Source organism: Vibrio sp. 10N.237.312.B06, from assembly GCF_041464685.1.
GTDB classification, from domain to species: Bacteria; Pseudomonadota; Gammaproteobacteria; order Enterobacterales; family Vibrionaceae; genus Vibrio; species Vibrio tasmaniensis_A.
On sequence record NZ_JBFSPI010000031.1, the window covers coordinates 23,399 to 41,757 of the forward strand.

General features: G+C 44.0%; 16 protein-coding genes. 10 read left to right on the plus strand and 6 right to left on the minus strand.

The window, feature by feature from the left end; translation table 11 throughout:
• Nucleotides 1-19: 19 nt before the first annotated feature.
• From AB6C75_RS10605 to AB6C75_RS10620, 4 genes are all read right to left on the minus strand, one after another.
• Nucleotides 20-760: an SDR family oxidoreductase gene (locus tag AB6C75_RS10605; protein WP_372107739.1), complete on the minus strand. Its 741-nt coding sequence runs from the start codon at nt 758-760 to the stop codon at nt 20-22.
• Nucleotides 760-2,319, minus strand: a complete 1,560-nt coding sequence (locus AB6C75_RS10610) for a cryptochrome/photolyase family protein (RefSeq protein WP_372107740.1) — start codon at nt 2,317-2,319, stop codon at nt 760-762. Before AB6C75_RS10610 ends, AB6C75_RS10605 begins: the two co-directional genes overlap by 1 nt.
• The gene (locus tag AB6C75_RS10615; RefSeq protein WP_372107741.1) at nt 2,316-3,698 is read right to left on the minus strand and encodes a DASH family cryptochrome; all 1,383 of its coding nucleotides are present in this window, start codon (nt 3,696-3,698) and stop codon (nt 2,316-2,318) included. Before AB6C75_RS10615 ends, AB6C75_RS10610 begins: the two co-directional genes overlap by 4 nt.
• A gap of 225 nt (nt 3,699-3,923) precedes the next feature.
• On the minus strand, nt 3,924-4,346 hold the full coding sequence (locus AB6C75_RS10620) for a universal stress protein (protein ID WP_192888734.1): 423 nt from the start codon (nt 4,344-4,346) through the stop codon (nt 3,924-3,926).
• Between the two features lie 243 nt (nt 4,347-4,589).
• On the opposite strand from AB6C75_RS10620, the gene AB6C75_RS10625 reads away from it, so the two are divergent.
• The 8 genes from AB6C75_RS10625 to AB6C75_RS10660 all read left to right on the plus strand — a co-directional run bounded on the left by AB6C75_RS10625 (nt 4,590) and on the right by AB6C75_RS10660 (nt 13,556).
• Nucleotides 4,590-5,720, plus strand: coding sequence for a PcfJ domain-containing protein (locus AB6C75_RS10625; protein WP_305368056.1), 1,131 nt, complete (start codon nt 4,590-4,592; stop codon nt 5,718-5,720).
• 24 nt (nt 5,721-5,744) lie between these two features.
• Entirely contained in the window at nt 5,745-5,879 is a 135-nt protein-coding gene (locus AB6C75_RS10630) for a hypothetical protein (protein ID WP_017078071.1), read from the plus strand.
• Nucleotides 5,880-5,945: 66 nt separating this feature from the next.
• Nucleotides 5,946-6,398, plus strand: a complete 453-nt coding sequence (locus AB6C75_RS10635) for a GNAT family N-acetyltransferase (RefSeq protein ID WP_372107742.1) — start codon at nt 5,946-5,948, stop codon at nt 6,396-6,398.
• A gap of 316 nt (nt 6,399-6,714) precedes the next feature.
• Complete coding sequence (locus AB6C75_RS10640) at nt 6,715-7,494, plus strand: ABC transporter ATP-binding protein (RefSeq protein ID WP_102267520.1); 780 nt, start codon at nt 6,715-6,717, stop codon at nt 7,492-7,494.
• The gene (locus tag AB6C75_RS10645) at nt 7,491-8,429 is read left to right on the plus strand and encodes an ABC transporter substrate-binding protein (protein ID WP_372107743.1); all 939 of its coding nucleotides are present in this window, start codon (nt 7,491-7,493) and stop codon (nt 8,427-8,429) included. The genes AB6C75_RS10640 and AB6C75_RS10645 overlap by 4 nt, the downstream gene beginning before the upstream one ends.
• A complete protein-coding gene (fhuB, locus tag AB6C75_RS10650; protein ID WP_372107744.1) occupies nt 8,426-10,402 on the plus strand; it encodes a Fe(3+)-hydroxamate ABC transporter permease FhuB in 1,977 nt (658 codons plus the stop codon). Before AB6C75_RS10645 ends, fhuB begins: the two co-directional genes overlap by 4 nt.
• A gap of 423 nt (nt 10,403-10,825) precedes the next feature.
• A complete protein-coding gene (locus AB6C75_RS10655; protein ID WP_372107760.1) occupies nt 10,826-13,027 on the plus strand; it encodes a TonB-dependent siderophore receptor in 2,202 nt (733 codons plus the stop codon).
• Nucleotides 13,028-13,301: 274 nt separating this feature from the next.
• Nucleotides 13,302-13,556: a DUF3297 family protein gene (locus AB6C75_RS10660; protein WP_004733911.1), complete on the plus strand. Its 255-nt coding sequence runs from the start codon at nt 13,302-13,304 to the stop codon at nt 13,554-13,556.
• A gap of 147 nt (nt 13,557-13,703) precedes the next feature.
• Here the strand turns inward: AB6C75_RS10660 and AB6C75_RS10665 are convergent, their stop codons facing one another.
• The gene (locus AB6C75_RS10665; protein ID WP_372107745.1) at nt 13,704-14,204 is read right to left on the minus strand and encodes a hypothetical protein; all 501 of its coding nucleotides are present in this window, start codon (nt 14,202-14,204) and stop codon (nt 13,704-13,706) included.
• Between the two features lie 177 nt (nt 14,205-14,381).
• On the minus strand, nt 14,382-15,101 hold the full coding sequence (locus tag AB6C75_RS10670) for a membrane lipoprotein lipid attachment site-containing protein (protein WP_372107746.1): 720 nt from the start codon (nt 15,099-15,101) through the stop codon (nt 14,382-14,384).
• 555 nt (nt 15,102-15,656) lie between these two features.
• Here AB6C75_RS10670 and glpT point away from each other — a divergent pair.
• A complete protein-coding gene (gene glpT, locus AB6C75_RS10675) occupies nt 15,657-17,030 on the plus strand; it encodes a glycerol-3-phosphate transporter (RefSeq protein ID WP_372107747.1) in 1,374 nt (457 codons plus the stop codon).
• Between the two features lie 78 nt (nt 17,031-17,108).
• Nucleotides 17,109-18,164, plus strand: a complete 1,056-nt coding sequence (gene glpQ / locus AB6C75_RS10680; protein ID WP_372107748.1) for a glycerophosphodiester phosphodiesterase — start codon at nt 17,109-17,111, stop codon at nt 18,162-18,164.
• Nucleotides 18,165-18,359: the final 195 nt, after the last annotated feature.

An 18,359-nucleotide genomic window follows, 5' to 3' on the forward strand; every position in this document is an offset into this window, starting at 1 on the left:
CAGCGATTGGTATTCTTCCCTACCAAGTCAATTGCTCACCATCATACGCGTAGAAATGACCGCTTTTATCCGGTGTCGCGGTTCGAATAATATCGACCAACTGATGAGCTACATAGCTCGACTCAAACAAGTTACCTTCAGGGACATTGGCCTGAAAAGGCTTCGATAGAGCTGTGTCTGTTGTGCCCGGGTGTAGCGCTAATATGGTGCCATTCTTAATGGTGCGTTGCCATTCAATCGACATGGTTTTGATGAACATATTGAGCGCCGCTTTCGATGACCGATAGCTATACCAACCACCTAATCTGTTGTCTGAAATGCTACCTACCTTTGCGGAAACTACAGCAAACTTTGGATTGTCGCTCGTTCTAAGAACAGGCGTGAAGTGCTTGGCCAGTAATAAGCTAGGTAGGGTGTTTACCGAGATGTTTTTCAGAAAGAATTCTGGGTCGATAGAAGATAGGTTCTTTTCCGGCCCCAGATCTGGTGTATGAAGCATACCCACGCAGTTTATCAACCAATCCAATTTTTCAAACTGTCTGCTGAGTTGCTCGATATCAGCTTCGTTGGTTGCATCGACTTTGTGCCAGTTCAAACGATTGTTTTCTAGTTCTGGCTGTTGAGAGTGGTAAGTCGCGTCGACATGGACATCGAGAAAATCAAACCGAGACAGCTCAGACAGCAGGTGCTTAACCACGGCGAAACCAATACCGCCGCTGCCACCAATGACCAATATGTGTAATCTGAGTTGTTCCACCATTATAAGTTCTCCAAGTTAGTCAGTCGTTGTTCTGCCGTGTTGAGTATCGCTTGTTGGTCTTGCTCATCCATATTGTCCCAAGAGCGATAAAGCATCCCCATTCGAGGGTTGCGATTTAAGGCCTCGCGGTGTTGGTTCATGAAGCGCCAATACAAGCTGTTGAATGGACAAGAACTCTCGCCACTGCGCTCTTTAATTTGGTAATGACAGCCTTTGCAGTAATCACTCATGCGATTAATGTAAGAACCGCTGGCAGAGTATGGTTTGGTTCCGACGATCCCGCCATCAGCAAAAAGTGCCATACCTCGCGTATTCGGCATTTCGACCCACTCAATCGCATCAACATAAATACCAAGGTACCAACTGTCGACTTGATCCGGAGCAATGCCTGTAATTAAGCAGAAGTTACCAGTGATCATGAGCCTTTGAATGTGGTGCGCATAAGCAAACTCGAGGGATTGATCAATCGCGTGCTTCATACAATTCATCTTGGTTTGCCCATCCCAAAAGTAATGAGGCAACTGACGGTCTGCTGCGTAGTGATTTTTGTTGGCGTAAGCAGGCATGTTCGCCCAATAAATGCCACGTATGTATTCTCTCCAGCCTAGAATTTGGCGTACGAACCCTTCGACTTGTGCAATATCGATAGTGGGTGTGTTTATCTTAGAAGAGGCTTGATAAGCCGGCAGTGCTGCATCAATCACTTCTTTAGGGCTCAGCAGTTTACTGTTCAGCGAGAACGAAATACGGCTATGATACAAGCTCCATTTAGAGTCGTGTTCTGTCGTCATCGCATCCTGAAACTGCCCAAATAACGGTAAGCAAACCTGGCAGAAATGAGCGAGTAAAGACAAGCTTTGTGCGCGGTTAACTGGCCATAATAATTGGTCGCCAACTTCACCAATGGTTTTAACTTGATGACGTTCGATGCGTTCTAGAATCGCGGAAATGTCGTTGGCAAACATCAGAGGTTGAGGCAGGCTTTCAATGTCTTGTTTCTTGAGTTTCTTTCGATTGCTCGCATCGTAATTCCATTTGCCGCCAACTGGCTTTCCGTCTTCTAGCAAAATGTCGAAGCGCTTTCTCATTCGGCGATAGAAGTGTTCCATCATGATGTGTTTGTCTTTCGGAAACTGTTGTTCGATCTCTTCGAATGGAAAGAGGAAGTGTTCGGAATCACAACAACCTTTGGTCGCATTAGTGAGCTTTAGCTTGTTCATCTGCTCTAAAAGGCGATATTCATCTGGCCTTTGATATTCGAATTTCTCAGCGCCGAATTCGTGTACGTAGTGTTGCAATAGAGCATCGAGATTTTCAAATTGCGTGGTGTCATCAAGAGTGAGGTGGAGTACCTGATGACCTTGTTGTTTGAGTTCGTCGGCAAAATAGCCCATCGCCGAGAAAAAAGCGGCCACCTTTTGGATGTGCGATGCAACGTAGTCAGTCTCTTGCTTGAGTTCTGCAATGATATAAATGACGTCGTCATCAACTTGTTGAAACCAAGAGTGCTGGACATTGAGTTGGTCGCCTAAGACAAGGCGCACGGTTTTGAAGTTCATAACATATCCTGATTGTTAGTTAAGACAGGTTCTTTGCTGCTCGCATTCCACTTGTTGATAAATATATGGTCTGGGTCATACATATCTGTCTGCCTAGCCAAGTCGAAATGGTGTGATTTGGGTTGTGCTTGGTTGGCATTTTTTTGCTTGTTGGTTTGGGTGTTTACCTGAGAGTTCAGGGTTCCGGCTATGTAAGCCCAATTGCCCCAGTTTGATGCCACGTCATAGTCGATAAGTTGGCTCTCAAAATAGGCTGCGCCGTGTCGCCAATCGATCCCTAGTTCATAGATCAAACAGCTAGCGGCTAGCTGTCTTCCGCGATTAGACATGTAGCCTGTTTCGTTAAGTTGGCGCATACACGCATCGACAATCGGGTAGTTGCTATTGCCACTTTTCCATTTGGCGAAATTCAGGCTCGACGTTGCGGAGGAGTTAGGACTGCAGAGTTCACGGTTTGAAGAATCACCGAACAACAACGAGCCCAATGATAAGCGCTTCCAATAGAAATATTCGCGCCATAACAACTCAAAGTAGATCCAATAGGTTGAATCGTTACTGCCATGTTCGGCTTCGAATTGTTTCAAATGGCGATAAATCGTTTTAGGCGAAACGCAGCCGAGTGCCAACCACGGCGAAAATTTGGTTGAGTTCTCGATGCCGTCAAATGCGTTTCGAGTCTGCTTGTAGTTAAGGGCGTAATCATGTGAAAAGTAGTTTTCTAAATGCACTAGTCCTGCGTCTTCGCCACCCAAATAATCGTTTGTTACTTCGCTCTCGTCATTTGGTGAACTGAATAATGAGATTGTCGATGTCGATGCTAGTCTCACTGCAGGTGGAAGACGTGAAATAACTGTCTCATCATCATTAACGTCCAAGTGTTCGACTATCTTTCTAAACTTGGTAAAGGAGCTTGGGACTTTCGATAATTCGAACGGTAGCTCATGTAAGTCAAACAAGGTGGCGTGATGTCGCAAGCATGTTATTAAGTCAGGGTGGCGGCGATGTACTGAATGAATCAATTGTCGCTCGTCGTAACCGCAATGTGCATTGGCGAAAAAGTGGGTGACGTGCTGTGTCGCAATAATTTGGCTGAGTGTTTGCTCGGCTACGTCTGGTTCTAAATGATTATTGTGAATCAGGACAAGTTGCTGACCAAGCTTCACTAAATTGGCTTCTAGATTGGCTATCGATTGTGAAATAAAGGTTTGGCGATGCGCTCCATAACTGTGCTCTTGTGCGAATTCAGCAGAGAAGCGAGAGAGCGTAGGTTCGACAATAACGCAAACGAGTTCATCGACCACCTGCGCGGCTTGGTGAAGCAACTGATTGTCGTTGATTCTGAAGTCGTTTGTAAAAAGATAGAGACCAATCTTTTTCATTGCTGACACTCGTGATTTGTTAATTATTAGACGCTTACGAGTTGATCAGCCGACAAGATCACAAATGATTTCAGCAAGTCAGTGATAGTTGGATTGAGGTAAATAAGAAGATTGAATAGGGGATGTAAGCCAACCAAAAATACCGATAGAGGTTGGCTCTTTATAAGTGCAAACAGCATGTTTTAGGAGCCGCGAGCCTTTAGAGGCTTTAGTCCGTAGAAGCAGTTAGTCCATAGGAACGACGAGTATGTCGACAGAGGACGAGTCTATCAATTGCTTCGAGTGCGAGATGATCTTATGCCAAAAATCATGATGATGACCACAAAGCATCAGGTCAATGTTGTGCGCTTTCACGGTGTCTTTGAGCTTGTCATTCAAATCACCCGTACCCACAAAGATATGCTGAATCGGCTGTTTAGCGTAAGCCTCAAATTCTCTTAAGTGTTTTATAGCACTTTCATTGACTGGTAGGTCATTATTACTTTGTTGAATATCAACGAGTTCTGGGTAAATTTCTCCGTGAGTACCGTCGATATAAACAAATGAAAGTTCCGTTTCTAGTTTGTTCGCGAAGAAGGTTGCTCTGTCGATGAGGATTTTCGAGTCATCAGACATTTCAAGTGCGACCAGAATATGTCGGTATTCCATAATTAAAGCCTCTTGTTATTAGTGATGTTACAAGCATAGTTTCTCTCTAAGTAAATGATATCGAAGAGGTCTCATATTGCGTAAAATCATCATTCAAAGATCTTCTAAGTACTATCGTATTTATATCGCTTTGATTGATAAGAAATTTACAAAAGGTTGTTATAGTGACTTTAGGTCGAGCTTTAGGTTTTTTGCTATTAGATATGCTCGACAGTTCAACGCGCCATTAACGAAGAGGCATCAATGACAGCATTACTTACCATTCCCACTCGCACATTAGGCTTTGACTACGATATTGAGATCAGTGATTGGTCACAAAAGCTCGTGGGCTTTCATGTGTTTGAAGATGGTAGACGCCCACTTGATGGTGGTATTGGTTTAAGCCTCAATCTTGTTGAACAGTTTGATGTAAATGGTCGTTGGTTAGATTCGTTGCCTGCTCGTTATCGTGAAATCACCGATGATTTTCCAGAGTATCAATATCAAATGCTTTGGTTAGCTGCGAACACTTATGAGGCGGCTCAACTGCTTGAATTAAGACCCGTTATTTTGGCGTTAATCTGCATGAAACACAGTGTCGATAACAAGAAAGCATTGGAACTGAGTCGCCTAGGACAAAAGAGAATCTTAGCCAAACTGGGCTTAGACGGCAGTAAAGCGACCCTAAAATTCATCGATAAGCTAGAGCTTAACTACAACGTCGGTGATGAGCTCGACCACATTGTACGAATTCTTGAACCGCTACAAAGACGTGTTCTTAAATTCAAGCACTATTCCAAAGTTGGCTACACAGCATTACGTTTGGATCAAGTTCATCCATTTCTAACCGGCAGTCGATTGGGCATTGCGATGGTGGAAGAGGGCAGGCTTAATGCGCCTTCAAAAATGGCGATGTTCCAAGATGCGATATTGTTAGGACTAGATTTGGAGATGGATGATCCATTACGCGCAATTACCAGCCAGAACTCATTTGCGATGTTCGAACAACTTCACGATAGATGGACAGAGCAACGTCAACTGCGTCGTTTAGAAGGTAACCGCCCAATGGATAAAGACATTCCTTACCCGGTTCCTTTGCTAGGTAACGACAATATTCATCCGCTTACTGATTACTACGACCTTGAAAAAGAAGGCATGGAGCAAAAACACTGCATTGGTGTTTATCACAATCGAATCATGAGCGATCGCTATGTGGTATTCCGCATGTTCAAACCTCAGCGTTTAACCATTGGCCTACGTCGTGTTCCAAGCAAAGCCTTTCCGTTTGAAATTGACCAGATTTGTGGGAAACGAAATGCACCGCCATCCGAGTCTGCTCGCCAAGTCATCCATGACTGGTTAGAAGCGAGTAAGCAAAAGTATCCTAAGCAATAGCCATGAAGTAGAAGGAGTAGCAGGATGTTTCAACAAGGCGATTTATGTCCGCATTGTGGTTTGATTATTATTATGCCAACAGATTTGCAAGCCGAATGCTTAGGGTGTGGCGAAGAAATCAATCAAGACCCTGCAGACGATTACGACGAAGAAGAGTAACTTTACCTACACTAATATAAACCAAGGCTAGGATGGCCGTATTAGCCCTTCAAAGGATGGAAAGACATGCAGAAAGTAATCTTTAGAAATTGCGATGAAAGTTCGCCATATTGGAGTGAATTAGAGCGCTTGCTTCAAAATGAATGGTCGGATTTTAAGTTTAAAGATACCTATAAAGACTGCGTACAACTCCCTCCAGTAATAGTAGTGCTTCGCGATAATGTGGTCATTGGTGGCTTGGCGTATTCCCATTTTCAGGAACCTCATCAAGTGCGGGATGTGGTGTGGATCAACGCCGTGTTTGTTGAACCTCAATGGCGCGGTCAAGGTATTGCGAGTGAATTGATTAAACGAGCTGTTGAACAAATGCCAGACTATTATCAATCCCAACCCTCGAAAGATTCAACGTCTAAGTTGTACGCCTACACCAATATTGCGCCTTTGTACCTTTCTCTTGGTTGGTCAATCGTCGAGATTGAAACCGAACCCAATCATCACGTCATGAGCGTTTCGTTTTAGGCTGAATATTCGGAAACAGCCTAACAGACACGAAACTCTCTGCCTTTCTCATCTATCTATTTATGAGCGCATTTTCATAAATGCTTAAACTTCGTTGCGACAAGATCTTGAATCAACGTCAGATGCCTTCTCTAAATTAATCTTCTAACTCTTTAAAATATAGGGATAAATTGGTACGACATTTAGTTTAATCTAAATGAAAATCGTTTGCGTTAGCGTTTTTGCAAGTGTATAAAAGCGTGTCTGTTAATGATTTTATGAATATGTTCGTATTTCATTAATTCTTTAGTGAATGATGTGTTTTAAGGTTGAAGGTATGCTCGAAGCAAAGGGACTCGGTTTTAGTGTAGGGGATAAGCAATTGCTCAAGACATTCAATGTGTCGTTTGAGCAAGGAAAGATCTACGCTTTGGTTGGGCATAATGGCTCGGGGAAATCGACCTTATTAAAGTTGCTAGCGAAGCAACAGCACGCCACTTCAGGCGATATTTTCCTGAAAGATAAACCGGTCGCTAAATGGTCGGATAAGGACTTCGCACAACAAATTGCTTACTTACCTCAACATTTACCTGCAACCGACAGTTTATCCGGCAAAGACCTGGTGAGCTTTGGTCGCTACCCTTGGCACGGCTTATTGGGTCGACTTTCAAGTAAAGATAAGCAGTATGTTGAAGAGGCGATGCAACTTACCGACACAGCGCAATACGCTGATCGTTTGGTGGATACTTTATCGGGTGGTGAACGCCAACGTGTGTGGCTCGCGATGCTGTTGGCTCAACGCACCAAATACCTTTTGCTGGATGAGCCTTTAGCCGCGCTCGATATCGGCCATCAGATTGAAATGCTGACATTGATTAAGCGTCTGAGTAAAACATTAGAGATTGGCGTGATCATTGTGATACACGACATCAATATGGCTGCACGTTTCTGCGACCACATTATTGCCTTACATAGCGGTGAACTATTAGTCGAAGGTGAGGTTGATGAGGTGTTCAAAGAGCCAATATTGAAAGATATCTATGGTGTGCCTATGCACATTACTCAACACTCTGCGGGTTACCCAGTCGCGATGCCTGGTGATTTGGAGCCAGCATGATGCTTAAACAGTCTTTCCAATCAATATTACATCGCTCGCACGTCACTCGTAATCTTATTTCAAGAGTCGTCATATCGAGCGTACTGGTATTTTCTCCACTTGCGTTAGCCAATCAAGATACATCTGGGTTGAATGATGGCGATCGACCTCGATTAGTTTCCATCGATTGGACTCACACTGAAACGCTTTTGGCGTTGGGCGTTACACCTATTGCTGTCGCGCAAATACCCGATTACAACTCGTGGGTAAAGTCTCCTCAAATTCCCCCAACTGTTGCGGATGTTGGCTTACGAACGCAACCAAACCTTGAACGTATTCATGAGCTCAAACCCGACAAGATATTACTCTCTCCAATGTTTTCAACGTTGGAGACTCAACTTAGCAAAATTGCCCCTGTTACGACCATTGGTTTGTACCGAAGTGGTGATGTTGATTGGTCAGCGCTAGAAACGGTTACTCGAAAGCTAGCAGAAGTCTCTGAGAAACAACCTCAAGCTGAAGTTTTGATTCAGAAAGCGAACACTGAAATGGATCGTTTAGGATCTCTGCTACCCAACAGTGCTCCTGCAATGTTGATGGTGCAATTCATGGACACTAATCACGTTCGCGTCTTTGGGGATAACAGCCTATACAAAGCCTCAGTAAACAAGATTGGCCTTGAATCAGCATGGAAAGAGCAAACCAACGCTTGGGGTTACAGTTTGGTTGGTGTCGATCAGCTTATTGGCGTTAAAGGACAAATCGTGATTATTTCGCCAATGCCAGCAGGAACTAAAGAGAGCCTTAAAGCAAATCAGTTTTGGCAATACATTGTGAAAGAGTCGGGCTACCCCGCGTTACAAGTTCCAGCGGTGTGGAGCTTCGGTGCGATACCTTCTGCAACACGCTTTGCGCGCTTCATTGTCTCTGAATTGAACCAAGGAGACGTGCTATGAGAGTTCTCTCGTTAGGTGTTATGACTCTTTTATTGGTTTCTACACTGGTGTTAATAGGCCAGCACCTATCTGTCCCTCAGTTCGGACTGAGCCGATTTTCTAGTTTGTGGAGCGCTGATTTCACTTCTCCAGACTCAGTGAAGCTGCATTTAGCTTGGTGGCCGAGGTTATTCACTACATTGCTATCTGGCGCAGCGTTGGCAGTGGCGGGTGTATTGATGCAACAGGTGCTCAGAAACCCTTTGGCTTCACCGTCTACGTTAGGTGTCGCGAGTGGCTCAAGCTTTGCTCTGATGCTAGCGACGCTTTATGCCCCTTGGCTTTTAGAGTGGTCTTATTCGCTAGTGGCACTTGTTGGTGGCGTAACTACGATTGGTTTGGTGTTCCTATTGTCTTGGCGACGTGCTTTATCTCCAACCGTCGTGATTGTGTCTGGCTTGGTCGTGAACCTCTATTTTGGCGCTGTGAGTACTGTCTTGTTAATGATGAACCAAGACAAACTGAATGGCTTAATGATTTGGGGCGCAGGTTCATTGGTTCAAACCGGATGGGAAGATGTTCAGTACTTGGCTCCACGCTTAGCGATTGCGACTCTCATGGCGTTTCTGTTCGTAAAACCACTGAGCTTGCTTCAGTTATCAGAGCAGGGTGCTAAGAGCCTCGGTGTTTCGTTACCGAAATTGAGAGTTGGTTGTTTAGGGTTAGCAGTATTGTTGACAGCTTGGGTTGTGAGTGCTGTTGGTGTTATTGGATTCGTTGGTTTAGCAGCTCCTGCGTTAGCACGCCTGATGGGTGTGCACCGTTTAGTCCCTAAGTTATTGGTATCTATGCTGTTAGGTGGCTTGTTGTTAAGCCTTACCGATCTGCTTATTCAACAGTTGCCTGGCATCATGTCTATGTTTGTCCCGACAGGGGCTGCAACGGCTGCGTTAGGTGCTCCACTGTTGTTGTGGTTGCTGCCCAAGTTATCAATGAAAAGTCAGTCACAAACACAAACTGTATTAACGCGTCATAAGGAAGTAGCTTCTCGCTTAAACGAGCATTCAGTGGTATTGGCCAGCTTGTTTATTGCGATGTCCCTGGTCGTGTTCAGTTTGTTCTCTGTACAAACTGAAGGTTGGCGTTGGTTATTTCAAACTCAAGACTGGGCAATGCTCGAATGGCGTTTACCTCGATTAACGGCAGCGGCATTAGCGGGCGGCATGTTGGCCGTCGCTGGTACGATCATTCAGCGTTTGAGTGGCAACCCAATGGCCAGCCCAGAAGTGATCGGTATCAGTTCTGGTACGGCATTAGGTTTGATTATCGCAATCTTTGCGGGCTTTGGCAGCAGCGTGGTTGGGCTTTATGTCGGTGGCTTTATTGGCGCGGTCTGTACTTTGGGCATCATTGTCGTGCTTAACCAGAAGTCGGGCTTCCAACCGGAAAGAGTACTATTAACAGGCGTTGCGATAACGGCACTGATGAACGCTGTGCAAAGTTTTGTATTGGCAGGCGGTGATCCAAGAAGTTATCAAGTTCTGGCTTGGTTGGCAGGTTCAACGTATTACGTCACCGAGGTAACACTCGTGCCGTTACTGATATCTTCGGTTGTATTTATCTCGTTAGGTTTTCTCTGTGCGCGATGGTTGGATGTGTTGCCATTAGGGCAAGCGAGTGCGCAATCTCTTGGTATCAATGTATCAAGATCTCGAATTCTATTGTTGGTGCTGGTGGCATGTTTAACCGTGAGCGCAACACTGGTGGTGGGCCCGTTAAGCTTTATCGGTTTGATGGCTCCACACATAGCGAGATTATTTGGTTATAGCCGTGCTAAAGAGCATCTGATCTGTTCTTCGTTAATTGGTATGGCACTGATGTTGTTCTCGGATTGGCTTGGTAGACAGTGGCTTTACCCACAGGAGATCCCAGCAGGATTGGTAGCTTCGATTATCGGTGGCATGTATCTGATGTGGGGCTTAAGAAGGTTATAGCTTAGCTGCTTGTAGTCCTTGTCGTTACTTATCGCGACTACTGAACGCTTGTTAACGGATTTCTGTTGAATGAACGGGTTGAGCTTTTAGAGGACAAGACTAAACAACAAGATTGTCGTGCTTGGTTTATACGGAATTGTCTCTTTCTTTATTGATAATGATAATCACAACAACAACTAGTTGGTCATTTCAACGAAGAAGCTGAACGTATTCTAAAAATGGATAACGGCAATCTTATTGAGTTGAGTAAAGGGCGTTTAGCTCAAGCGCACCAAGCACTAGAAAGTGTTGTCGCTTGAGTTTTAAGAGCCAAGTTAGGTTCAAATACAAACAATTGATTAATAAAAATCACAGTGATTGTTTGTGTTTTATTGCAATAGGTTCATAGCCGTATAGAAGGAGAAATATATGAATCGGCACTTTATGCGTACCCCAACAGCACTTGCGGTCGCTTTAGTTATATCGTCAGGAATGGCTCAAGCTAACGAAGATGAAACCGTTGTTGTTATTGGACAGCAACTTGAAGACAGCTCAGTAGGTCCTGATTTTAGTTACGTAGGATTAAGCAGTCGAACAGCAACAAAAACAGACGTAGCGATAGGTGAGACACCACGTGCAATTTCGATTGTTACTCGTGAACAGATGGACGACCGAGCGTCAATCAGTATTGCCGACGCATTACAGTACACGCCAAGTATTCAAGCGAACTACTTCGGTGAAGACAACAAGCAAGATTGGTTTGTTATCCGAGGCTTTAAGCAAGCTAACAGTGGCTTGTATCAAGACGGAACGCGTTTGTATTCATCGGGCTTTTACAGCTGGCAAATCGACCCGTTTGGCTTGGAACGAGTAGAAATCTTGCGTGGTCCAGGATCAGCGCTATACGGCCAAACTCCTCCAGGTGGTGTTATCAACGTAATCAGTAAGCGTCCACAGTTTGATGGTGACTCGGGTAAGTTTGCTATCGAATACGGTACTGATGATCGAAAGCAAATTAGCTTAGATGTGAACTCTGAAGTTAACGATAAAATGGCGTTTCGCCTGCAAGCGCTTGGTCGTAAAAATGGTAGCCGTGTCGATGGTGTAGAAGCTGAACGCATTTTTATCGCTCCTTCTCTGGCTTACAAATTTACAGACGATACTAAAATTACGGTGCTAACTAGTTACCAAAAGGATGACTCTGACCCATACCTACAATTCTTACCGATGGAAGGGACGCTAACGTCAAATCCAAATGGAAAAATCAGTGATAGCCGGGCATTGGGAAATACAGATTGGGAGACGTTTGAGCGTGAACAAATCTCGATAGGTTATGAATTTGAACATCACTTTAATGACCGTACATACTTAATGCAAAACGTTCGTTACAGCCAAATGGACATAAACCTACGTCAAATGTATTACTCGCGGTATATTGGTGACACAGCTCTAGCACCTTACGATCCAACCCGTTCTTCTATTATCCGACAAGCATCGACGGAAGAGGGGACATCCGATGCGTTTAATATCGATAATCGTTTGATCCATAAATTTACAACGGGTTCGGTAGAACACACCTTGTTGACTGGTATTGATTACCAAAGCATCGATATTGATAGTAAAGATTACGCGGCTGATCCAATTATTGGTGACGGAAACAGTCTTTTGCCTGTGCCGGGTGTAGGAAATATACCGAACCCAATCTTTAACGTGTTTGACCCGTCATACAGCACAAATGTAGCTTTGTTGAATCCAACAACGTTTGCGCCACTTGATGAATCAGATCGTCAAACCACTAAAACGAAAAATAATCAATTAGGCCTTTATTTACAAGACCAAATGATGATTGCGGATAAGTGGGCAGTACAAATCGGTGTTCGTTACGACGATTCTCAAAACAAGACTCATAACACGACGACAGGTGCTAAAACTAAGGTTGATAACGAAGAGTGGACAACCAACTTCGGTGTTGCTTACCTGATGGATAGTGGCTTTACACCTTATGCGAGCTATGCTCAGTCGTTTAACCCAATCATTCAGCTTGATCAAAATGGTGACCCAGCGAAACCAGAACGTGGCGAGCAATACGAAGTGGGCTTGAAATACCAACCGCGTAGCTTCGATGGTTACTTCAACATTGCCGCATTCGAAGTGTCGAAAGAAAACTTAGCGCGCCAAGTTGCCGGTCAACTAACACAAATTGGTGAAGTTCGTAACCGCGGTCTTGAGTTAGAAGCTGTCGCAAACGTAACTGAAGCATTAACCTTGATTGGTAACGTTTCATTCATCGATTCCGAAATAACTGAAGATGCGACAAGCAGCAATGTAGGCAATACGCCGTCACAAATTGCTGACCAATTGGCTTCAGCTTGGGCGAACTACCGTTTCCTAAATGGTCCACTAGATGGCTTAACTATTGGTGCGGGTGCTCGTTATGTTGGTGATTCTTACGCTGATAATACCGAGACAAACAAAGTGTCTTCTTACACCTTGTTTGACGCAACATTGAGCTACCGTATTGAAGATTACAAGTTCCAAGTTGCAGCTAAGAACTTAGCAGACAAAGAGTACGTCGCGACGTGTGATTACTACTGCTTTTACGGTGATCGCCGTAACGTGATTGCGAGCGTAACTTATGACTGGTAACGTAACTTTATAATCAGTGATTACTCGTTTATGAGCACTCAGTCCAACGGGCTGGGTGCTTTTTTTATATTAGGGTAATCATTCTTAGCTTCGCTAGAAATGTTGAAATCTGTGAAAGTTTTGTTTTGAAATGCTGCAACTACCGCCCTTAAATCAAACAACTCGCTGTTGATTAAAACGATCACTACGATTTATTGCAGCAGTTGTTGAGCACAAAGCCTATATTGACTAGAATGGCGCACTTTTTTTATTTACGTACATACAGGTAATGAACATGAGCGATACTAATTCAAAACCAGCTTTACCAGATCATCTAGCAGGTAACCCACGCAGCCCACACCACGTGGCTGAGTGTTTCGAATACCCAATCGGCATTCGTCTAAATGGTAAAGAGCGTACTGATGTTGAAGAATACTGCATCAGCGAAGGTTGGGTTAAGATCCCTTCTCCAAAAGCGCTAGACCGCCGTGGTCAGCCAATGCTTATTACTCTAAAAGGCTCTGTAGAAGCTTTTTACATCGAAGAATAATCGCTTTGTGTGACGAGCTAATGCTTCGTGTAGTTAGCAAATGTTTTGCCTAATTAGCCAACATAAAGTCACTAAGAGTTGTTACTTGAAAGGGTCTAGAGAAATCTAGGCCCTTTTTGTTTGCTAAATCTATTAGGCTTATTACCTTTACCAGGCGATACCAGCACCAATTGAGAATTCCAAGTCTTCACCTTCTGCTTTATCGAATCCTGCTGTCACTACAAACCCACTGTCCATAATATAGGTGGCATCTAAGCCTCCGACTTGTTTGGTTGAGCTGTCAGAGAACTCGCGGCTATCCAAAGTTACGTCTGTATGTGTTCGCTTAATCCCGTAACCGGGAGTGATGTACAAGTTTTCGGTGATTCCAATAGGGGCGTGAAACTGATATTCGTTGTCACGTTGTTTGTATTCGTACGATTCTTCGTCTTCGTTATAAGCCGAACGAGTAAACTCAATACCATAACCTATGCTACCCGGGCCGCGATATTTTATGTAAGAAGCAGACCAATCTCTCCACCCTCGTTCAGCTGATAGGCCAAATGTTATCGCAGTTTCTTCTTGGTTTTGTTCATTGGCTTGTGCGTTAGACATAGTGAACAGCAAGACAGCGGCTAATGTCAGAAGGGGGAACTTTTTGATGGTCATTGGATCTCTCGCTTATGTATACAAAATATCGGCGAATTCAAAGTACTGAATGCCAGTAAATTAGTAACCTAGTCCGGATCTTCCTTGAGCTTTTTAGTTATGTATTCTTGGTTGATGCTTGATCGGCATCCTCTTGGATTTGAGGATGCCTTTTTGATATGGGATTGGTGATAAGTATTACTTCAAAGTACGTAGCTTATTAACCTGCATTTTTGCTCGCACTTTGGTGGCTTGTGCTTGCGACGGCAAGTTGTCTTTAACCTTGTTTTTAATGTCTGCGACAGGGATGAAATTCCACTGACCGTCGTGATACTTAACCACAAATGTTTCACGGTTCATTTCTTCACGGAACACCCAAACACCATCGTCGAGACGCTTAAAGTCACCAACTACATTGCCGTTCGTACCTCGAATAGTCCAAAAGGTATATTCAGTATCAAGATAAGACTTCTGCTCACCTGAGATCATCTTGTCTCCAGAGCTAACTTTGACATAGTTATCACGAATGATGATTTCACCAACACGCTTATCATCCACGTAGATGCTGTATAGCGTTTCGTTATCATCAGAACGTTGTTTTACGGCGCTTATATGAGCTTCCCCTGTGTCTTTATTAAAAAATGGTACATCACCGATATCTGGGATGTAGACGAAGCCTAGATCAGCTTGTTCAATGATATTAGCAATATTTTCTGAATCGTCTTTGCCGTATCCAGGGTCGATATTATCAAACCCATTGTCGACATCACTATCAGAGTCGCCGTTTCCAAAACCTGGGTCAATGTTTTCGAAACCATAGTCACCATCAAATTGAGGTTGTGCCGGTTCAGAACCACTGCCAGATGAACAACCTGCTAAAACAGCAGTAAGAACGAGTGCGATAAGTGATTTGTTCATGATATTTCCTAACGTTTGTTGAATTCGTAAGATGCTCACTGACTAACCTCACTACTAGGTGATGGGTACACACCTTGTGTATAGACATTGCTGCATCGCTTGAGATGTACAATAAACAACCTTGGTAATTCGATAAATAAACGGAAAGAAATACAAAACATCACCATTGGCTATGTATTGCTAGTTATACGCATTGCCGATTGCGATGTGCGACTTATCTATTCACATTAATTGGGCGCAAAGAGGTTGATTCTGTTTACAATTTTTTAACTTAATTGCATATCCTTGTTTGAAAAGTTCGATATTTGCTCACTCGAAAGATAGTTTTCTATACAAGCGCACTCTGCACTCAAGAACAACACAAACAAAAATATGAAGCGCAGTCTAATTAAATGAAACTAATATGCTGTATTTAAAGTTATTTTTTGTTAATAACCACCTCTATCACAGAAATTAATCCTGAAGCACATACAATTCCCTTAATTTCGAATGAGCGCTAAATTTTTTCGTTCGAGCATTTAAATTCTTCCTTCGCCCAATAATTATGAGGTTCCTATGTTTGGAATATTCAAACCTATGGCGCATATCGATCGCTTGTCATCAGATAAGATCGATAGCACCTACACACGACTACGATGGCAGCTGTTTCTCGGCATCTTCGTTGGCTATGCGGGGTATTACTTAGTCCGTAAAAACTTTAGTTTGGCGATGCCTTATCTCATTGAGCAAGGTTTTAGCCGCGGAGAACTAGGGGTTGCATTAGCGGCGGTATCTATCGCTTACGGCTTATCTAAGTTCTTAATGGGCAGTGTTTCTGACCGTTCTAACCCCCGATACTTTCTCAGCGGTGGCTTGTTAATGTCGGCATTGGTCATGTTCTGCTTCGGCTTCATGCCATGGGCGACAGGCAGCATCACTGCGATGTTTACCCTGCTGTTCTTGAATGGTTGGTTTCAAGGCATGGGCTGGCCAGCTTGTGGGCGAACCATGGTTCACTGGTGGTCACGAAAAGAACGTGGTGAGATCGTATCGGTATGGAACGTTGCTCACAACGTGGGTGGCGGTTTGATTGGCCCAATGTTCTTGTTGGGGCTGTGGGCTTTTAACGACGATTGGCGAACCGCTTTTTATGTTCCTGCATTTTTTGCCACTCTCGTTGCTGTCTTTGTTTGGTTTACTGTAAGAGATACACCTCAATCTTGCGGCTTACCACCGATTGAAGAACACAAAGATGATTACCCAGACGACTACGATACGTCTCATGAGAAAGAAATGACGGCGAAAGAGATCTTCTTTAAGTACGTTTTCTCTAACAAGCTGTTGTGGTCAATCGCGATTGCTAATGCGTTTGTTTACCTTATCCGTTATGGCGTACTCGATTGGGCTCCGGTTTACTTAAAAGAAGCGAAAGACTTCTCTGTAGATAAATCCTCTTGGGCCTACTTCCTGTATGAGTGGGCAGGTATTCCTGGCACGTTATTGTGTGGTTGGATTTCAGATAAATTATTCAAAGGTCGACGCGCTCCAGCAGGGATCCTGTTTATGGTTCTCGTAACTGTCGCAGTGTTGGTGTATTGGTTGAACCCTGCGGGTAACCCAACGGTTGATATGTTGGCACTGATTGCGATTGGCTTCCTTATTTATGGTCCAGTAATGCTAATCGGCTTGTATGCACTTGAACTTGCACCAAAGAAAGCGGCAGGTACGGCGGCAGGTCTTACTGGCTTGTTTGGTTACTTAGGTGGCGCAGTTGCTGCCAATGCGGTGCTTGGTTTCATGGTTGACCATTACGGCTGGGATGGCGGCTTCATGATTTTGGTCGGAGCTTGTGTTGCTTCAATAATTTGTCTGCTTTACGCCTTCCTCGGTGAGCGTGCGCACCATAAACAAAAAGATCTCGAACGAGAAAAAGAAGCGCTAACTCAGTAGTTTATTAGCTGAACCACACCATACTAATAACAACAGAGGCAGGTATATCCAGCTTCTGTTTTATCAAGGGAAACAATAATGAAAACAACGTCACTGTCTCTGACCTTATTAGCCCTAAGTTTATCTGCAAATACGTTCGCCGATCCTTTAGTGATTGCCCATCGCGGCGCTTCTGGTTATTTACCTGAACACACATTACCCGCTAAAGCGCTCGCTTATGCGATGAAACCCGACTACATCGAACAAGATGTAGTGATGACTAAAGACGACCAATTGGTGGTTTTGCATGATCATTATTTAGATCGCGTCACTGATGTTGCTGACCGCTTTCCAGACCGTGCACGAGCAGATGGCCGTTACTATGCGATTGATTTTACGCTTGCCGAGATCAAGTCATTAAAGGTGACCGAAGGCTTTAACTTAGATGAACAAGGCAACAGAGTGGCAGGGTACCCAACGCGCTTCCCAATGTGGCAGTCTGATTTCCGTGTCGCTACATTTGCAGAAGAAATCGAACTGATCCAAGGCTTAAATAAGACCTTAGGTTATGACGTGGGCATCTATCCTGAAATTAAAGCACCTTGGTTCCATCGTCACGAAGGCAAAGACATCTCCAAAGCTGTGCTTGCGACCTTGCATCAATATGGTTACCTATCAAAAGACGATAAAGTGTATTTGCAGTGTTTTGACACCAATGAACTCCAACGCATCAATGATGAACTCATGCCTGCGATGGAAATGGATCTTAAGCTCGTTCAGTTGATGGCCTATACAGGTTGGAATGAAACCATGACGTATCAAGGTGACAAAGTAACGCCGTACAGTTACGACTGGATGTTTGAAGCTGGTGGCATGGAAAAAGTGGCGACTTATGCGGAAGGAATAGGCCCTTGGAAGCCAATGTTGGTGGACGATGCATCAACCAAAGATAACATTATTATTAAACCGTTAATGAAGTCAGCAAAAGACGCGGGCTTAGATGTTCACCCGTACACGTTCCGTGCTGATCCGGGAAGAATCCCAGCTTATGCTGATAACTTTGATGGCATGTTGGATGTCTTCTACAACCAAGTCAAAGTCGATGGTGTGTTTACTGACTTCCCAGACAAAGCGGTCGACTTCTTGAACCGTTAATATCCTGCTAATTACGAGCGACTATTAACGAGATATTCAGAGCCAAAAGCACACACTAAAGGTGTTTTTGGCTCTTCTTTTACTCTTTGGATCTTCTTGTATTGGCCTCGAAATACTAACGATATTCTTCTTTCTCAGCCCACATTTTGATATTCACTCGGTTTACAGCAATAACCTGACTTGATAGGTTACTCC

Excerpts from the sequence above, each read along its gene's own strand:
- AB6C75_RS10630 (WP_017078071.1), top strand. The coding sequence starts at position 5,745 with ATGTTTCAACAAGGCGATTTATGTCCGCATTGTGGTTTGATTATTATT.
- AB6C75_RS10660 (WP_004733911.1), top strand. The coding sequence starts at position 13,302 with ATGAGCGATACTAATTCAAAACCAGCTTTACCAGATCATCTAGCAGGT.
- AB6C75_RS10670 (WP_372107746.1), bottom strand. The coding sequence starts at position 15,101 with ATGAACAAATCACTTATCGCACTCGTTCTTACTGCTGTTTTAGCAGGT.
- AB6C75_RS10615 (WP_372107741.1), bottom strand. The coding sequence starts at position 3,698 with ATGAAAAAGATTGGTCTCTATCTTTTTACAAACGACTTCAGAATCAAC.
- AB6C75_RS10620 (WP_192888734.1), bottom strand. The coding sequence starts at position 4,346 with ATGGAATACCGACATATTCTGGTCGCACTTGAAATGTCTGATGACTCG.
- AB6C75_RS10625 (WP_305368056.1), top strand. The coding sequence starts at position 4,590 with ATGACAGCATTACTTACCATTCCCACTCGCACATTAGGCTTTGACTAC.
- fhuB (WP_372107744.1), top strand. The coding sequence starts at position 8,426 with ATGAGAGTTCTCTCGTTAGGTGTTATGACTCTTTTATTGGTTTCTACA.
- AB6C75_RS10665 (WP_372107745.1), bottom strand. The coding sequence starts at position 14,204 with ATGACCATCAAAAAGTTCCCCCTTCTGACATTAGCCGCTGTCTTGCTG.
- AB6C75_RS10645 (WP_372107743.1), top strand. The coding sequence starts at position 7,491 with ATGATGCTTAAACAGTCTTTCCAATCAATATTACATCGCTCGCACGTC.
- AB6C75_RS10640 (WP_102267520.1), top strand. The coding sequence starts at position 6,715 with ATGCTCGAAGCAAAGGGACTCGGTTTTAGTGTAGGGGATAAGCAATTG.
- AB6C75_RS10605 (WP_372107739.1), bottom strand. The coding sequence starts at position 760 with ATGGTGGAACAACTCAGATTACACATATTGGTCATTGGTGGCAGCGGC.
- AB6C75_RS10655 (WP_372107760.1), top strand. The coding sequence starts at position 10,826 with ATGCGTACCCCAACAGCACTTGCGGTCGCTTTAGTTATATCGTCAGGA.
- glpQ (WP_372107748.1), top strand. The coding sequence starts at position 17,109 with ATGAAAACAACGTCACTGTCTCTGACCTTATTAGCCCTAAGTTTATCT.
- AB6C75_RS10635 (WP_372107742.1), top strand. The coding sequence starts at position 5,946 with ATGCAGAAAGTAATCTTTAGAAATTGCGATGAAAGTTCGCCATATTGG.
- glpT (WP_372107747.1), top strand. The coding sequence starts at position 15,657 with ATGTTTGGAATATTCAAACCTATGGCGCATATCGATCGCTTGTCATCA.
- AB6C75_RS10610 (WP_372107740.1), bottom strand. The coding sequence starts at position 2,319 with ATGAACTTCAAAACCGTGCGCCTTGTCTTAGGCGACCAACTCAATGTC.